Annotated in this window: 12 protein-coding genes; 5 read left to right on the top strand and 7 right to left on the bottom strand. The window is 35.0% G+C overall.

Going from position 1 to position 16262, the window contains the following annotated elements; translation table 11 throughout:
* Together VLC96_RS12640 and VLC96_RS12635 are read left to right on the top strand one after the other, a co-directional pair.
* Nucleotides 1-765 (top strand): prephenate dehydrogenase (locus VLC96_RS12640; RefSeq protein ID WP_325263431.1); only part of this gene is annotated, 765 nt, incomplete at its 5' end.
* 74 nt (nt 766-839) lie between these two features.
* Nucleotides 840-1919, top strand: a complete 1080-nt coding sequence (locus VLC96_RS12635) for a bifunctional 3-deoxy-7-phosphoheptulonate synthase/chorismate mutase type II (RefSeq protein WP_325263429.1) — start codon at nt 840-842, stop codon at nt 1917-1919.
* A 114-nt stretch (nt 1920-2033) separates the two neighbouring features.
* On the opposite strand, the gene VLC96_RS12630 is transcribed toward VLC96_RS12635, so the two are convergent.
* Together VLC96_RS12630 and VLC96_RS12625 are read right to left on the bottom strand one after the other, a co-directional pair.
* On the bottom strand, nt 2034-2621 hold the full coding sequence (locus tag VLC96_RS12630) for an outer membrane beta-barrel protein (RefSeq protein ID WP_325263427.1): 588 nt from the start codon (nt 2619-2621) through the stop codon (nt 2034-2036).
* Nucleotides 2622-2641: 20 nt separating this feature from the next.
* Nucleotides 2642-3253 carry a DUF4136 domain-containing protein gene (locus VLC96_RS12625; RefSeq protein WP_325263425.1) on the bottom strand — a complete coding sequence of 204 codons (612 nt, stop codon included), beginning with the start codon at nt 3251-3253 and terminating at the stop codon, nt 2642-2644.
* Nucleotides 3254-3655: 402 nt separating this feature from the next.
* Between VLC96_RS12625 and rsgA the strand changes: the two genes are divergently transcribed.
* Genes rsgA through dtd form a run of 3 tightly spaced genes read left to right on the top strand, consistent with a single transcriptional unit; the run spans nt 3656 to nt 5514 of the window.
* A complete protein-coding gene (rsgA, locus tag VLC96_RS12620; protein ID WP_325263423.1) occupies nt 3656-4633 on the top strand; it encodes a ribosome small subunit-dependent GTPase A in 978 nt (325 codons plus the stop codon).
* A 30-nt stretch (nt 4634-4663) separates the two neighbouring features.
* Nucleotides 4664-5026 carry a four helix bundle protein gene (locus VLC96_RS12615; protein WP_325263421.1) on the top strand — a complete coding sequence of 121 codons (363 nt, stop codon included), beginning with the start codon at nt 4664-4666 and terminating at the stop codon, nt 5024-5026.
* 35 nt (nt 5027-5061) lie between these two features.
* Entirely contained in the window at nt 5062-5514 is a 453-nt protein-coding gene (gene dtd, locus VLC96_RS12610; RefSeq protein ID WP_325263419.1) for a D-aminoacyl-tRNA deacylase, read from the top strand.
* 47 nt (nt 5515-5561) lie between these two features.
* On the opposite strand, the gene VLC96_RS12605 is transcribed toward dtd, so the two are convergent.
* The 5 genes from VLC96_RS12605 to VLC96_RS12585 form a co-directional block, all read right to left on the bottom strand.
* Complete coding sequence (locus VLC96_RS12605) at nt 5562-7367, bottom strand: prolyl oligopeptidase family serine peptidase (RefSeq protein WP_325263417.1); 1806 nt, start codon at nt 7365-7367, stop codon at nt 5562-5564.
* Nucleotides 7351-10359 carry a glycoside hydrolase family 2 protein gene (locus VLC96_RS12600; protein ID WP_325263415.1) on the bottom strand — a complete coding sequence of 1003 codons (3009 nt, stop codon included), beginning with the start codon at nt 10357-10359 and terminating at the stop codon, nt 7351-7353. Before VLC96_RS12600 ends, VLC96_RS12605 begins: the two co-directional genes overlap by 17 nt.
* Before the next feature lie 12 nt (nt 10360-10371).
* A complete protein-coding gene (locus VLC96_RS12595; RefSeq protein WP_325263413.1) occupies nt 10372-11706 on the bottom strand; it encodes a right-handed parallel beta-helix repeat-containing protein in 1335 nt (444 codons plus the stop codon).
* A 109-nt stretch (nt 11707-11815) separates the two neighbouring features.
* Complete coding sequence (locus tag VLC96_RS12590; RefSeq protein ID WP_325263411.1) at nt 11816-12937, bottom strand: glycoside hydrolase family 88/105 protein; 1122 nt, start codon at nt 12935-12937, stop codon at nt 11816-11818.
* 10 nt (nt 12938-12947) lie between these two features.
* The gene (locus VLC96_RS12585) at nt 12948-15749 is read right to left on the bottom strand and encodes a glycosyl hydrolase (RefSeq protein WP_325263409.1); all 2802 of its coding nucleotides are present in this window, start codon (nt 15747-15749) and stop codon (nt 12948-12950) included.
* Nucleotides 15750-16262: the final 513 nt, after the last annotated feature.

The raw sequence follows: 16262 nt of genomic DNA, 5'->3' as shown, positions 1-16262 counted from the left end.
GATACCAACGAAAAACATGTGCAGGAAGCGATCGCTTTGGGAGTGATTGACAAAGAAGCTGGTTTTGAGGATTTGGTGGATGCTGATTTTGTAATTGTTTCGGTTCCTGTTGATGTGGCGATGACGGTTTTGCCTAAAGTTTTGGATGTGATTGGAGAACAAACTATTGTTTTGGACGTTGGATCAACTAAAACGCCAATTTGCGAAGCGATAGCTAGTCATCCGAGAAGAAGAAATTTCGTTGCGGCTCATCCAATTGCGGGAACAGAGTTTTCAGGGCCTTCGGCGGCGATAAAAGGTTTGTTTCAAGGGAAGACGAATATCATTTGCGAAGTAGAAAAAACGACTTTTAAATTTCAGGAAAAGGCATTGGATTTGTTCAAAAGCATGGGAATGAGAATTCGATATATGGATCCAAAATCACATGATAAACATATCGCTTATGTCTCGCACTTATCGCACATTAGCTCGTTCATGTTGGGAAAAACGGTGATTGATAAAGAAAAAGACGAACAGGATATTTTTGATATGGCAGGTTCTGGATTCGAAAGTACAGTTCGTTTAGCAAAGAGTTCACCGGCAATGTGGACACCGATTTTTAAGCAAAACAAAAAGCAAGTGGTAAAAACGCTGGAAGAATATATTTCGAATTTATCAAAATTCAAAGAGCTTTTGGTAAATGATGATTATGAAGCGATTTATAATGAAATGCAAAGCGTCAATAAAATAAAAGAAATATTAAACGGGATGAATGTCAAAAAATAGAGCATTCTGTTTAAGGCTAACTACAACAAAAAACAAAAACTAATAATTAAATTAAAGAACAAAAATTAGAAAAGATGGAAAATAAGAAAGAAATGAGAGATTGGTTGAACGAGTTCAAATTGTCTCATCCATTTGTAATCGCTGGACCTTGTAGTGCAGAAACTGAAGAGCAAGTATTAAAAATTGCTCACGAATTGAAAGACTCAGATGTTAGCGTTTTTAGAGCTGGAATCTGGAAACCAAGAACTCGTCCAGGAGGATTTGAAGGTGTTGGAGAAATTGGATTGAAATGGTTGAAAAAAGCTAAAGCAGAAACTGGTTTGCTTATGGGAACTGAGGTTGCTACTGCTGCTCACTGTAAATTAGCTTTGGAAAATGATATTGATGTTTTATGGGTTGGTGCTCGTACAACTGCAAATCCTTTTGCGGTTCAAGAGATTGCTGATACATTGGCAGGAACAGATAAAATTGTATTGATTAAAAATCCCGTAAATCCAGATATGGCTTTATGGTTAGGTGGTGTGGAGCGTTTGTATGCTGCCGGAATCAAAAAATTAGGTGTTATTCACAGAGGTTTCTCTACTTACGAAAAAACAAAATACAGAAACATTCCAGAATGGCAAATTGCTATCGAATTGCAAAATAAATTCCCTGATTTACCATTAATTATCGATCCATCTCACATTACAGGAAATCGTAACATGATTCTTGAAGTAACTCAGGAAGCTTTGGATTTGAATTATGATGGTATGATCATCGAAACTCACATTGACCCAGATAACGCTTGGTCTGATGCAGCTCAACAAGTTACTCCAGCTGCTTTGAAACAAATTTTCAAAGATTTGAAAGTAAGAAAAGTGAGCGGAGATTCTGATTTTGAACAAAAAATGACAAAATTAAGAGCTAATATCGACGTTTTGGATGCTAATTTATTAGACCTTTTAGGAAAACGTATGAAAGTAGTTGACGAGATTGGTCAAGTGAAAAAAGATAATAACGTAGCTGTTTTGCAAAACAACCGTTGGAATGAAATCCAGGCAAAAGTGGTTGCTGAAGGAGCTAAAAAAGGATTGTCTGAAGAATTTTTGGTTAAATTATTCAAAGAAATTCACCAGGAAAGTATTAGTCACCAAGAGAAAATATTGAATTCATAATCAGTATTTTTAAAATAATTACTCCCAAAAAGTTTTGCTTTTTGGGAGTTTTTTTTGGAATAAAAAATACTGATTGACACCAATCAGGATTTCGAAAAGTTGAAATGTTTTTGTTTAAAAAGCGAAACCTAAATTGAGTGCAAAATAACTTTGACCATCCATTCCATCGCTTTCGGTACTTACAAAATATTTACCGGCAATAACTAAATCCAGATTGCGATTGGCTTTTATAAGCACACCAATTTCGGGTCTGAATGCAAATTGCGCAGCATCATTAGTAATAGAATATATTCCCATATCAAGACGTTGATCGATTAAATTGCATCCTATTCCAATACCAACATACGGATTGTATTTTTCATTAGGTTTAAAGAAATAATCATAAGACGCTAAAAGTGGAACTGAATGCAGATATCTAAATTGCACTCCCGATAGTGATTGATTATCATCGGTGTAAGTTGCATAATCTTTTCTTTCATAGAAAAAATTGTATGTAGTTTCAAAACCTATGGCATGATTGGGTGTAATGAATTTTTTGTATTCAAATGTTAATCCTCTAAAACTAGGTGCTGATATGAACTCATTGGTATTCCCCGTACCAAAACCCATCGAATATTGAATGGAGAAAATTTGACCTTGAGCCTTAACAGATGTTGAACACAAACCTGCTATTAAAATAAAGGCTAAAAATATTTTTTTCATAATAGATCTGTTTTAGTTAGTTATTTGGTATTTAAATATGGAGATTGTTTGAACGCCTGATTGACAGCATTATTTACTCTATTTTGGCTGTAAGTACCAGACAATAATCCATTGATTGTTCCCAGCCAAATTCCTTTTCTAGTGCCATTTGGATCATTAGATTTAGCATCAACCATATTCAAAAGAAGCGTACCAGCTGAATAACTTGAGGTTACAGGATAAGGATACCACCATCCACCACAATAATAAGGATCCCACCAACACCAGTAGTCATACCAATAAACAAGATAAGTAGTAGACCATGCTGCAGGCAATATGACTACATCAGGATTGGAAGATTCGTCAACTTTTGTCCAGCCATACGCTTTCATATTAGTATCGATATTGGCTAGAATAGGGCCCGCATAAATGTCATTAATGTATTCTATCTCCCCATTGTCTTGATAACTTCCTGTTATTTTTACAATTTTGTCAGGCATTGCATACGTGCCTTTACTACCAAAGTCAGCTTCTTTGTCATAAACAGTGTAAACAATATCAGTTTCATCAGCATAGTCTGCACCGTCAGGGTAACAACTTGTGAGTAAAGTAAAACTGGTCAACAAGGCTAACATATAGATTTTTTGTTTCATAGTTTAAAAATTTTAATGGTTGTCGAATGTTTTTGTTTTACAATTTGAATGAAAAAATAATGAACGTTTACTACAAAGTTATAAAATTTTAGATTTCATTTATTGGAAAAATAAGATGTAAAGTGTTAAAATATAGGTATCTACGACGTATTTTACAGATTTTTTTAAATTTTAACGCAATAAATTATAACAGGTTTTTTTTGCAGTATTTTAATTTTAAAAAATAAAATAATTATTAAAAAGGCTACTATTCTAAAAGTGAGTGAAAGCTTTTTTCAGATGGAGAAAAACTTTATACTTTAAACTTTAAACTTCAAACAAAGAATTACCTTTGCAAAAAGAAATGCTTTTATGCTTTATGGGTTATCATAAATCGGATTTCTACAATCGTAAATACAAAAAATGACAGGACTCGTTTATAAATCTACAGGAAGTTGGTACACCGTAAAATCAGAACAAGGTGATTTTATAGAATGCCGTATGAAAGGGAAATTCCGAATTAAAGGAATCAAAAGTACCAATCCAATTGCTGTGGGAGATATTGTCGATTATGAACTCGAAGAAACCTCCGATGCTGTCACGGGAACGATTCATAAAATTCACGACAGAAAAAATTACATTGTTCGTAAGGCGGTTAATTTATCGCACCAAATGCATATTATCGCATCAAATATTGATATTGTTTTTTTATTGGTAACAGTAAACAATCCTCCAACTACTTTTAACTTTATTGACCGTTTTCTGGTAACCGCCGAAGCTTATGGCATCGAAACTATTTTGGTATTTAATAAAATAGATACTTTGGATGATGTTACTCTCAACGAACAATTGTATATGCAACATGTATATCAGGAAATTGGTTACCAATGTCTGAGAGTTTCTGCTGCAGAAATGAAAGGAATCGATGTTTTGAAAGAATTAATGATAGGCAAAGTAAGTATGTTTTCGGGCCATTCGGGTGTTGGAAAATCTACTTTGGTTAATGCTTTGGAACCTTCTTTACATTTGAAAACAAAAAACATATCTGAAGCAAGCAAGCAAGGGCAACATACCACAACTTTTGCAGAAATGTATGATTTGTCTTTTGGAGCCAAAATTATAGACACTCCCGGAATCAAAGGTTTTGGAATGGTTGATATGGAACCTTCGGAAATTAGCGGATATTTCCCAGAATTTTTTAGATTGAAAGATCAATGTAAATTCAATAATTGCTTGCACAAAGAAGAACCACATTGCGCCATAAAAGCAGCTCTAGATAATGATGAAATTGCTTGGTCGCGCTATAATAGTTACCTAAAAATTCTAGAAGGTGACGATGAACATTATCGTACTGATGTTTATGATGAAGATAGAAAAGCGAGCGATAAAACCAGAGAGTAATTGTGAATTGTGAATGGTAAATTGTGAATTATGTCTGAGAATGTGATTAAGGTTAAATCATTTAGTTTTGCTTTAAGAATTGTAAAATTATATCAATTTTTAAGTTCTGAAAAAAGAGAATTTGTTTTAAGCAAACAATTATTACGAAGCGGAACTGCCATTGGAGCTTTGGTTCGCGAAGCAGAACAAGCCGAAAGTAAACCTGATTTTATTCATAAACTATCGATTGCCCAAAAAGAAGCAAATGAAACTGATTATTGGTTGGAACTATTATTTCAATCAGATTATCTTACTGAAGTTCAATTTAAATCTTTGAATTTTGATATACTTGAAATTAATAAAATTTTAGCTTCAATTATAATAACCAGCAAACAAAATAACATCAAGAAATAAAATTTTCAATTTACCATTCACAATTCACCATTATTTTGAAAACAGTTATCCAAAGAGTTTCCTCAGCCTCAGTTACCGTAGATAATAAAGTTATTTCTGAAATTCAAAAAGGACTTTTGGTTTTAGTCGGAATAGAAGATGTCGATACGCAAGAAGACACTAATTGGCTTTGTCAAAAAATAGCAAATCTTCGCATTTTTGGTGATGAAAATGAGGTAATGAATTTGTCTGTGAAAGATGTTGATGGCGATATAATTGTAGTGAGTCAATTTACTTTGCATGCTTCGACCAAAAAAGGAAATCGTCCTTCATATATCAAAGCTTCCAAACCCGATATTGCTATTCCGATGTATGAAAATTTTGTCCAACAAATGGAAAAGGAACTCGGCAAAAAAGTACAAACCGGAATATTTGGTGCCGATATGAAAGTGGCTTTACTTAATGATGGGCCAGTTACGATTGTTATAGACAGTAAGAATAAGGAGTAAAGAAAAACCAGGAATTCTCCTAAAAAAATCCCCGGTAATTAATCGAATTATTCTTTTTTCAAATTTTCAATAATCTCAGGATTCACTTTGATAACAGTTCCATGTCGGGTTCCTTCAGGGAATGAAACCTTATCTGAAATATCTTCCCAACCAGTTTCGGTTTGTTGTACGGCTCCGTATTTTTTCAAAGTATATTTATCAAAATAAACTGTCCATTTGCCATCAATTTGGATTGCTGTTGGTCCTTCTGCCCAGTAATTTCCTGTGATTGGTGCGCTTGCTTGTGTGTAAGGACCAGTTAGTTTTTTGCTGGTTGCAATTTTCAGATTCTTTTGAACAGGAACTTTTGTTTCATCTTTTAAATACATCACATAATCATCGCCTTGTTTTACAATCGAAGCATCAATAACGTTAAATCCAGGCTCGTACAACAGTTTTGTTTTGCTGAATTTTTTGAAATCTTTCGTGGTTGTATAATAGATTCGGTGATTGTATCCTTTTTCTTCCGTTGATTTCGTTTCTAAAAATTTGCCATCAATTGTAGAAGCCCAATAAATCATGTATTCTTTTGATTTTTCATCATAAGTGATCTCGGGAGCCCAAGTGTTTCTTGCGTTTTCTTCATGTCCCATTACTGGAATAAATTCCTGTTTTGACCAATGAATCATGTCTTTGGAAGAAGCGTAACCAATTCCTCTATCTGTCCAGCTTACTGTCCAAACCATGTGAAATAATCCATCGCCGCCTTTTATTACGCAAGGATCTCTCATCAGTTTGTCTTTCCCAACTTCGGGAGTTAGGAAGGATTTATCATTTTTTAAGGCTTTCCAATCGAGACCATCTGAACTGTATGCCAAATGCAATCCGTCTTCGCCATTTCCTTTGAAATAAGTAAATAAATAAGTTGGCTTTTCGGCGATTATTTTATTAGCTACCAACCAACTTTTGCAAGCCGCTGGCCAATCAGTATTGGTTCCTTTTGTGCCTAACCCAAAACCGTGTCCGCCATTTTGATACAAATGCATCTCGGCAGAAATTTTGTTTTTCTTTAATGCTAAATAATAATTGATACTATTTTCAACTGGAACTGCTTTATCATCAGTTGCGTGAACTAAAAATGTTGGAGGTGTTTGTTCGTTGACTTGCTTTTCATTCGAATATTTGGCAATCAAATCGTCAGAAGCGGTTTTTCCTAAAAGATTTTCTTTGGAACCATTATGTGTGATTCCGTTTTCCATTGAAATTACAGGATAGATAAGCATCGAAAAATCCGGACGTGCACTAACATCGTCTTTGACCTCATACACTTTATCTAAATAATGAGTCGAAGCCGTTGAAGCCAAATGACCTCCCGCCGAAAATCCCATGATTCCAATTTTATTGGGATCCAAATTCCATTTTGCAGCATTTCTTCTCAATGATCGAATGGCTTCCTGTGCATCTTGTAGAGGACCGACAGTTTTGTCAGTCATGATTTCGTCTGCTGGTAAACGGTATTTTAAAACAAAAGCTGAAACTCCAATCGAATTAAACCATTTTGCCACTTTGATTCCTTCTTTATCAATAGACAAAACCGCATATCCACCACCTGGACAAATGACAACAGCAGGATTATTGGTTGCATTATTTGCTGCCAAAAAAGGCATCAAAGTTGGTTCTACCACTTTTCGTATTCCAGTACGATTGCCTTTATCGTCTAATCTCGGTTCTTCTTTGTAAGTTTCATTTTTAATAGATCCTGGAATGCTATTCCATAACGGGAATGCGGCACTTTCTTGAGCAAAAATATTTATTGATAATCCTAAAAAAAGAACCAATCCCAGTAGCTTTAATTTGTTAATTCTTGTTATCATTTTTTTTATAAAATTCTATTTCTACAATACGCAACTGTCCTTTGGCATTGGCTGCGTCTTTATCTTTAAATAAGTCCAACTCTTTATTTGGGTCAACTTCGACAATGGTTTCAAAGCCATCTTTTTCAGAATTGGCACCAACTAATTCGATCGTTATTTCCTTTGCCAATAGAGGTTTCAAGGGAATGGTAATATAACCTAAACTTTGTTCCGTGTTTCCTTTATATACTTCAATACCGTCCGCTAATATACGAATTGGATAACTTTTAGAGCGCCATCCGGTAAACTTAACAACCGTTTCATTGACTGCAGAAGGTTCTGCTAAAGTATAAGTGATTTTGCCAGTACTAATTTTTCCATCATTCGACCACTCAGTCAATTCATTATCGTCATAGCTTTTGATAACGGCATCAGGATTTGAAATTGCTGTAGCATGATCTATAAAAACAGGAGTTCTTTTGATCGTATAAGAAGGAGTTGCTGGCGTTGGGCCTCTGTCTAAATAGGAAGGCATATTATCGCCAGGCAATTTTTCGGTAAGACCGTCTTTAGTTACAAATGGTTTTGATTTCAAATTTACTTTGGCAGGTTTCGATCCTTTAAATTTTGCCGAAACAACGATGTCTCCCGCTTTTAAAGTAGAACGAATCATAATTCGGTTGATGCCATTTTCAACAGGTAGATTTTTTGACAAAATATAATTGTCCGGACCTTGAGCAATTCCGCCCAACCAAGAGGCATTTCCATCTAAAGCAAATTCGATTAAGCTGTTGTCCAAAACACAACGTTTTCCATTTTTATCCACGACTTCAACATCAATCAAAGCAATGTCGTTGCCATTAGCCAATAAGCCTTCGGGACTAGTGTGTGGTGTGAGTTTAATTGCAAAAGGAGTTCCAGAAGTTGTTTTTTCATCTTGGCTTAAAACCTTATTATTGGCATCATAACTCACAGCTTTTACCGAACCGGCTTCCCAGTGAATGTTATCGAAAGTAAACAAAAACTGTTTGCTTTGTTTTCCAAGACCTTTGGATTTACCATTTACAAAAAGTTCTACTTTATCTCCCGAAGAAATGACATAAATATTTTTAGTTACATCATTAGTATAATTCCAATGTCCGAGGATGTGAGTGCTGTGTTTTTCAATATCTACCCAGCCATCCCACATAACCTGATGTGCAAAATAACCATCTTTTGGAATTCTCATAGCATCAACTTCGCCGCTTCTGCGATAATTTTCAGCACCTCTGAAATGTGTGTTACTATCCGAAAAAATAATATTTACACCGCCTGAACTTACTCTTTTTCCAGTTCCTGGACGTTCACGAAAATAATCGTACCATCGCGTTACATCTTCAATAGCAAAAGCATCTTGATTGTGGTTGTATGAACTAGCATCCGCAACTTTGCTTCCGTTTACATTGCTGTGATTGGTTCCGCCGGTTCCTTCTTTGTGAAAAGGAGGGGAGAATTCATCCCAGTATTTTCTCAAACCTTCGTCTCTTGAATATTCGGTTGCCCAAAGCGGTTTGCCGGCGCTTTTATTGATATACAACATTTCGCCACCATATTCTGCTTCTTTGCTGTCGAGCATTTCACGGGAACCAATCGCTCTTCCGCCATGAGGATCATATTTATCACGCAAAGCTTTCATCTCACGCATGTGATCTTCACTGATGACTTCGTTTCCAGATTCGTAAAATAAGATACTCGGGTTATTTTTGTTATAAATGATAGCATCACGCATTAGATTCACACGTTGCGTCCATTGGACTCCTTTTGCATCTTTTTCGGCATCACCGGCAGGCATGGCTTGAATTAGACCAACTCTGTCACATGATTCTACATCTTGTTTCCAAGGTGTGACATGCATCCATCGCACTAAATCTCCGTTGCTTTCTACAATCATTCGATTGCTAAAATCACTCATCCAGGCAGGAACCGACATTCCAACGGCTGGCCACTCGTTACTGGTGCGTTGTGCGTAACCTTTCATTTGCAAAACGCGATCGTTTAACACAACTTCACCGTTTCTGAAAGCAGTTTTTCTAAAACCAGTTTTTGTCGAAACAGCATCAACTTCTTTTCCATCAATTTTCAAAATGGTTTTTACAGTGTATAAATAGCCATATCCCCAACTCCAAAAATGCAAATTATTTAAGTCCTTGGATGCTTTAATAATTTTGGTTTCTCCCGAATTTAGAGTGGTTGTAGCACCTGAAAAATCAGCTATTTTTTTATTGTCAATATCAAAAACCTGAACATCATAAGAGAAGGTTTTAGTTGAAGGGTACTCGTTTTTGACTTCGGTTTCAGCGGTTATTAAAGCTGTTTTTTGAGGAATATTGATGTTTGAAGCGTAAATATAAGTTCCGATGGTTTTTAGATTCGAATACAGCGGAAGCGTTTGGTATAATTTATCTGTAACATGAAGATAGACATTCTTTGGAATTCCGCCGTAATTGGCATTAAAATTATTGTTATTCCATTGAAAAGTAGAACCTGTTTCTTGCTCTTTGTATTTCCAGTCATTATCTATTCGAAGTGCAATAGTATTTTCGGCCGGAAATGGTTTTATCAATGCCGAAATATCGTAGCCAAAAGCCATTACGCCATTTTCATGCAATCCAACTTTTTCTCCATTGACGTAAATGGTTCCGCCTTGGCGAATGCCTTCAAACTCGATAAAAACTTTTTTATCCTTAACACCTTCAGGCAATTTGAATTTTTTTCGGTACCAAACAATTCCAGTAGAGAGTTGTGTGATGTCTTTTTTGAAAGCTTCATTTTCATTAAAAGCATACGGAAGAGTTACCGAAGTCCAATCGGAAGTTGCAAAATCAATCGCTTCGGCACCTTTGAGATCTTCCACTTTAAATTTCCAATCCGAATTAAAATTGTATTTCTTTCTGCTAAATTCTTGCGAATGGGCAGAGAAACTAATAATTCCTAATGTTACTATATAAACGAATCGTTTTAATTTTTTTGTCATACGGTAAGTATTTTATTTTTTTTCAAAACAACCTAAATCAGGAGCTTTTCCATTGAATTTAAATCCAATATCAGTTCCTGCATCAATAAGTTTAGTTGAAGGTTTTAATTTCAAAAAATCATTATTTGGTAGACTTCCATCGGTTTGTCTTGGAGCTGTCAACAAAGCTTCGTCAAGACTTAAAAAATCATCAGAAGTAATTGAAAGGCTTGGCAAATCAAAATAATTGTTTTTCAATACACAACGTGATTTGTCGATGTTAGCCAGCTCTTTTACTTTGGCAGCAAATCCTAAATTATTAGCCATTTCGTGGTTCCAACCAGGTCCGTCAGTTCCAAAATCAGTTGGATTTAAGGCGACACAATTTAGCATATCGTAGTTTACTCTGTTTTTGTAGGAAGTATTGTTGTACCAATAATTTCCTTCCAGATGATGATTGGCATAAAAACCACCTTCTTTATTTTTTACAGCCAAACAAAAGCGGATTGTATTTTTAGGTATTGGAGTAAAATTAGCCATAACATCAGCATAAGGTCTTCTACCTTTGGCATATCCACCACATTTAAATCCGTTTCCATCGCCACGGCTAACAAAGTCTGAAGAGTATCCATTGTAAAAAGCCCAGCAATTTTCAATTAACACAGGTTCAGCATTATTGATTAAATCGAAACCATCATCACTATTAAACCAAGCGCGACAACCTCTGAAAATATTATTGATGCTTCCTTTTTTGAGATGCGCACCAAAACCATCTGTGTTTCCACCTTTTCCACCTTCGGAAACTGAATCCCAATTATTATAGGCATCACAATTTAAAATCAGATTATTAGAACCGCTGAGCATATAAACACCGATAGCCATATTATCGTGCATTTTTATTTGTTCCAAAGTGTTGTTGCTTCCTTTGATTTCAAAACATTCCGATTGAGTATGTGTTTTTATTGTTACTTGAATGCCAATTATTTCGATTCCTTTTACATGAATATTATCTCCAGTTAGATAAAAAGCAATTACCCGAAAGTTTTCCGGCTTAACATTTTTAAAATCAAATACAGGGATTTCATTTTTATAAGCCAAATAAGAGATTCCGTTTTTGTCGAGTGTGGTAACATAAGCGTAGATGTGTTCTTTTTGTGAAATTTGGTTTTCTCTCATCGTATAAAGACCACCTCTTATGTAAACGATATCACCAGAACTTGCCAGCTCTTGTGCTCTTTTTATCGATTCAACGGGATTTTGAATAGTTCCATTATTATCATCATTTCCAGTAGGAGCAACATACAGTTCTTTGGCAAACAAAAAATAGCTGTTTAACAAAAGAAGGATAAGTAAAAATCTATATTTCATTGTGTTTGGTCTATTTAAAAGTTAGTTTCATGGCAAGTATTTCAGCGATATTTTTCATTAAAAAAGGAAGCTTATTCAACTTCCTTTTTTAATTTTTTGGCAATAGCTTTTATTTCATTTTATAAATTTCAGAACCTGCTAATAAGAAACAACCCAAGCCATAATCTTCAAAATCTGGAATTTTGTCAACAGCAAGTGGTTGACCGTCTTTTGGTTCTTTTCCAGTCGATTGTAAGTAACCTAGAAATCCGTTTTGTTGTAAACTTACAGTAGTTAAGGCTTTCCAAGCTTTTTCTACAACTGGCAAATATGTTTTTTTGTCTAAAATTCCACTGTTAATTCCGTAGGTGATTCCGTAAACAAATAGGGCAGTTCCAGAAGCTTCTTTTTCTCCAAAATTAGTTGGATCATGTAAACTCACATTCCAGAAACCATCAGATCTTTGAATTGGTGCCAAAGCTTTGGCCATTGCCTGCAAATCTTTTACATATTGTTCTCTATGTGGAGCATCTTTAGGAATTATCGTTAGCACTTTTGCAAGAGCAGCGATTACCCAACCGTTTCCGCGGCTCCAGTAGCAATCTTCTCCGTTTGGTTCTTTGTAAGGCGGATCAAAATCGGCATCTCTCCACCATAATCCGTCTTTTGGGTTGAATAATCCGTGATCGCCATGATTGTTTCTGGAATACATGTACATGTCATACATTTTTTCAAAATAACGGTTGTCTTTGTCTAAAACTCCCATTTTTGCAAAAACCGGCATTCCCATTTGTATGGCATCAATCCACGACCAATCATTGTTTTGAGGTGTGTTTAGTAACATGTTTATGCATTGTCTGGTGTTCTTTATTTTTTTGGCATCAGGTTCAATATTGTATAAATCGATATACGTTTGAGCAGCGCAATAGTTATCGGCATTTCGGGTCGTGTTTCCACCATTAAAGCCCCATTTATGAAATTCTGACCAATCATAGGCATATTGATAATAAGCTTCCTTTGGATAGATTTGGTGTAAAGCCATTAACCCTTCATAATAAACGCCACGTGTCCAAATGTTGCTTGGGCGTTCTTTGTTGGTTACAATGGTTTTTCCGGTGTCAGGCCATTTGTCCATAAAATATTTATTAGCCAATTCCATTTGAGCCAAAACTGTTTTTTTGCCAAATATTTGGGCTTGTGCAGCAGTATTATAAGCTAAAATCGAGCAGATAAGCAAAACTAATTTTCTCATTTTGATAATTTTATTTCTTGATTTCGTTTTTTAAAGGAGTGATTGAAACGGGTCCTAGCAGTCCAGAAAGCATCGGACTCCATTTAGTTGCATCGAATTTTTTATAATCTTTATCGACCATATTGATTTCGTAAAATATTTTCCATTCGATTCCTTTGAGTTCCATATCACGGATTCTGTTGGCTGCCAAATTGGTCACTTGGATTTTAAGTTCGTTTTTTCCAGGTTTCAATTTGCCAATGTTTAGTTGAAAAGGAACAGACCAAGCTGTGCCAATATAAGTTCCGTTCAGCCATACTTTGGCGCTTTCGCGAACATCACCAAGGTTTAAAGCCCAGTTTTCGGCAGTGACTTTTGGGGCGTCAAATTGCAATGTATATGTGGCACAACCCGAAAAAGCTTCGGCTTGTGGCGATAATTTTGTCCAGGATTCTAAAGTTGTCAAACTAGCAGCTGGTGGAAGTTCAGGTCCACCTTTGTCGAAATTCAATTGCCATTTTCCATTTAATGGAATTGCCGCAGAGGCCGTTTCCCAATAATTCCATTTTTGTTGCGTTGCTTCATTTTCGGTAATCAAAAAGAAAGATTGCCCTGGCTCAATGTGTAATTTTACTAATGTTTGATTTGCGGATTTTTCTATAATGGCATTCCCGTATTCTTTAGTTAATGGATTAAAGATTACGACTTCTTTGTTGCCAATTTGTAGCGGAATCATACCATCGATAGTTTTACTTGTATGATTAACGACATAGTATAATTTTTCACCATCAAGAGTTCTTCTAATGAATTTTAATCCTGTATTCACTAAAGTTTCTGGTAAAATAGTTTCAGAATTTAAAGTTTGTAAAATGTCAGAAGTTGGTTGAACCAAAGTTTTATTTTCGGCTAATACTTTTTGTAATTCGGTGTTTTGTTTTTCAAATTCATTAAATCCAGGAACAGATTCTGGTAGGCCTTCAAAAATGATTTTGGCACCATTTTTCTTTAGTTCAACTAATTTTTTGAGGGTTTCCAAAGGCATATTTTTGCAGGCAGGAACAACCAATGATTTGAAAGTTCCGCCGGGTAACACTACATTTCCATCTTTTACAGTAGCTTGTTTTACAAAGGAATCTGATATAAAATCGACGCTGTATCCTTTGCCTATTAAAATTTTGGTAGTATCATAAAACGAAGTTCCGTACAACCATTCTGGCAAGGAATGAATTTTGAATTGCATGAACATTTCGCCTTTTGCAAATTTATTCCATTGGTCATAAATAGGCCAGTAAAGCAAGATTTCGTTATCAGGTTTTCCTTGTTGTAATAATGATTGACAATTAGCTATATATGAAAACAGCCCAGATGCATCTTCCCAAATTGTATTGTTCGAATTGAAATTTACCGAGGCATAAAATTCCCATCCTGGCCACGCAGCTCTGGTTGGAGAATAAGTAGAACCATGTAAAAAAGCATGATTGACACCATTTAAAAACAAATCTTCAACCTCAGGTTTGCATTGTGATAAGGCGGTTTTGAAGTGTTCTCTCAGCCAGGTAAATGATTCTGAAGAAATCAATGGTTTTCCGGAAATATGTGCTGCTGATGAAGAGAATTTTAGCATTACAGGATCAGCATCACCTTCTCGTATATCTGATTTTTCACGTCTAAAGCCCGGAATGTCATACGGCATAGAGCCAAAAGTTTCGCATTCAGGAATATCGGCAGAGGCGTATAAATCAATTAAATTACCTGGGGATCCATGCGCCTGTAATTTGGTTTTGAATTTTTTACTATTCGCCCAGCTTGTCCAAGGTTTGTCAAATTGATTTAACAGTAAATCCGAAATGGTTTCTCTATAATCACTTTTGATGCGATTTCCTTTTTCAGTATCCTCAGTACTTATTAATTCAGTTAAATGCTGTTTTAAATCGTAACCTCTTCTTTTTTGGAATTCTTCAAAAAAGTTAGGAGTAAAATCTGCTCCATATACTTCAAAACTATCATTAAAAATGGCTCGAACTTTTCCTTCGCGACCTTTGAAAGCATTGTTAAAAGGAACTACATATTCGTTTAAAGCTTCTTCAGAATAATGATCTAAAGTATAGCCTTGTCCGCCGGGAGCTGAACGTTTTACTTGTTGCCCAGTTTTTCCACTAAATACGGCATACACTGTATAACTAGTTTTGGAGGCTTTAAAACTCAGACGATTTTCTTTAATATCAGGATTATATGATTTGTTGTCTGATTGTGATTTGTCCCAACTGATTTCACTTTTTTTAATCTGTTTAGTGAGGTCAATAAAACTGCCATCGCTTCCTGAGGCTACGACGTAAAGTAATTCTGCAGGGATTTTTTCTTCTTTTGGGAGAGTGATATTTTGATCAATTTTTTGCCCTTTTTTAACCTCAAATTTATTGACGATTAATTTTGTCGCCGCATGCGGTAGCGTAACCTGCGATCCTCCATAAGGCCAGCCTGTTCCCAAAACCATGTCAACTTGCATGTGCAAACTATCACTTACATGAATGGTATAATCCAACATATCAAGCCATTTTGGAGAAAGATAATCGATGAAGTTATTTTCTTCGCCTTTGACACCATATATAGGAGTGATTTCGACACCTCCAATACCTGCTTTATGAAAGTCTATTAAACTCTTTTTCAAATTAGGCTTATCAACCGCACTTCCCATCCACCACCAGCGGGCCCAAGGTTGATTGGTGTTGCTTGTTTGTTGTAAATGAAATTTGGATACTGTTTGGGCATTAATTTTTAATGCAAAAAAAGCTAAAAGTGTAAAACTAAATAAACAGGTTTTTTTAAATGTCATCTGTTGAGATTGTTTGTGGTTTAATTTGGTGTTTAACAAAGTAAAAATAGAAAGGTAGTTGTTAAAGTGTATCCTGTTGCGTCCTGTTTGATGAAATTAGGTAATTTTTGATATCATCATTTATATGTTACCAATTATAGGTGCGAAAGTAATTTTTAAAAAATGTAATAATTTTAGATTATATTTTTATTCTCACATTTTTTTTGGATTAAAAAAATATAAATAATTTTAAAATTGTTATTTTTTTAGGAATTTATCATTTTTTAACATTTTTCATTGTATTTAATTTTAAATTAATCGATTAAGATGAGTTTAAAACATGAAAATACAATTTTGGACACCATAATTGCTTGATAATTATCAGCTCAGAAAAGATTGAACAGCATAGTACAGGATAGTACTAGACTCCGTACTAGATAAATTTGACTAACTAATTAACTAAAATTTAACTTTTATGAAAAACAAATTTGTTCTTCTGATAATTATGGTGATGTCAGTATTTCTGAGTACACT

Origin of the sequence: Flavobacterium sp., assembly GCF_035456085.1 — a bacterium.
Classification (GTDB): Bacteria; Bacteroidota; Bacteroidia; order Flavobacteriales; family Flavobacteriaceae; genus Flavobacterium.
The sequence above is the reverse complement of the archived record's forward strand: the minus strand, read 5'-3'. Positions and strand labels throughout refer to the sequence as shown.

Coding starts and splice junctions, on each gene's coding strand:
- VLC96_RS12635 (WP_325263429.1), top strand. CDS start 840: ATGGAAAATAAGAAAGAAATGAGAGATTGGTTGAACGAGTTCAAATTG.
- VLC96_RS12630 (WP_325263427.1), bottom strand. CDS start 2,621: ATGAAAAAAATATTTTTAGCCTTTATTTTAATAGCAGGTTTGTGTTCA.
- VLC96_RS12625 (WP_325263425.1), bottom strand. CDS start 3,253: ATGAAACAAAAAATCTATATGTTAGCCTTGTTGACCAGTTTTACTTTA.
- rsgA (WP_325263423.1), top strand. CDS start 3,656: ATGACAGGACTCGTTTATAAATCTACAGGAAGTTGGTACACCGTAAAA.
- VLC96_RS12615 (WP_325263421.1), top strand. CDS start 4,664: ATGTCTGAGAATGTGATTAAGGTTAAATCATTTAGTTTTGCTTTAAGA.
- VLC96_RS12605 (WP_325263417.1), bottom strand. CDS start 7,367: ATGATAACAAGAATTAACAAATTAAAGCTACTGGGATTGGTTCTTTTT.
- VLC96_RS12600 (WP_325263415.1), bottom strand. CDS start 10,359: ATGACAAAAAAATTAAAACGATTCGTTTATATAGTAACATTAGGAATT.
- VLC96_RS12595 (WP_325263413.1), bottom strand. CDS start 11,706: ATGAAATATAGATTTTTACTTATCCTTCTTTTGTTAAACAGCTATTTT.
- VLC96_RS12590 (WP_325263411.1), bottom strand. CDS start 12,937: ATGAGAAAATTAGTTTTGCTTATCTGCTCGATTTTAGCTTATAATACT.
- VLC96_RS12585 (WP_325263409.1), bottom strand. CDS start 15,749: ATGACATTTAAAAAAACCTGTTTATTTAGTTTTACACTTTTAGCTTTT.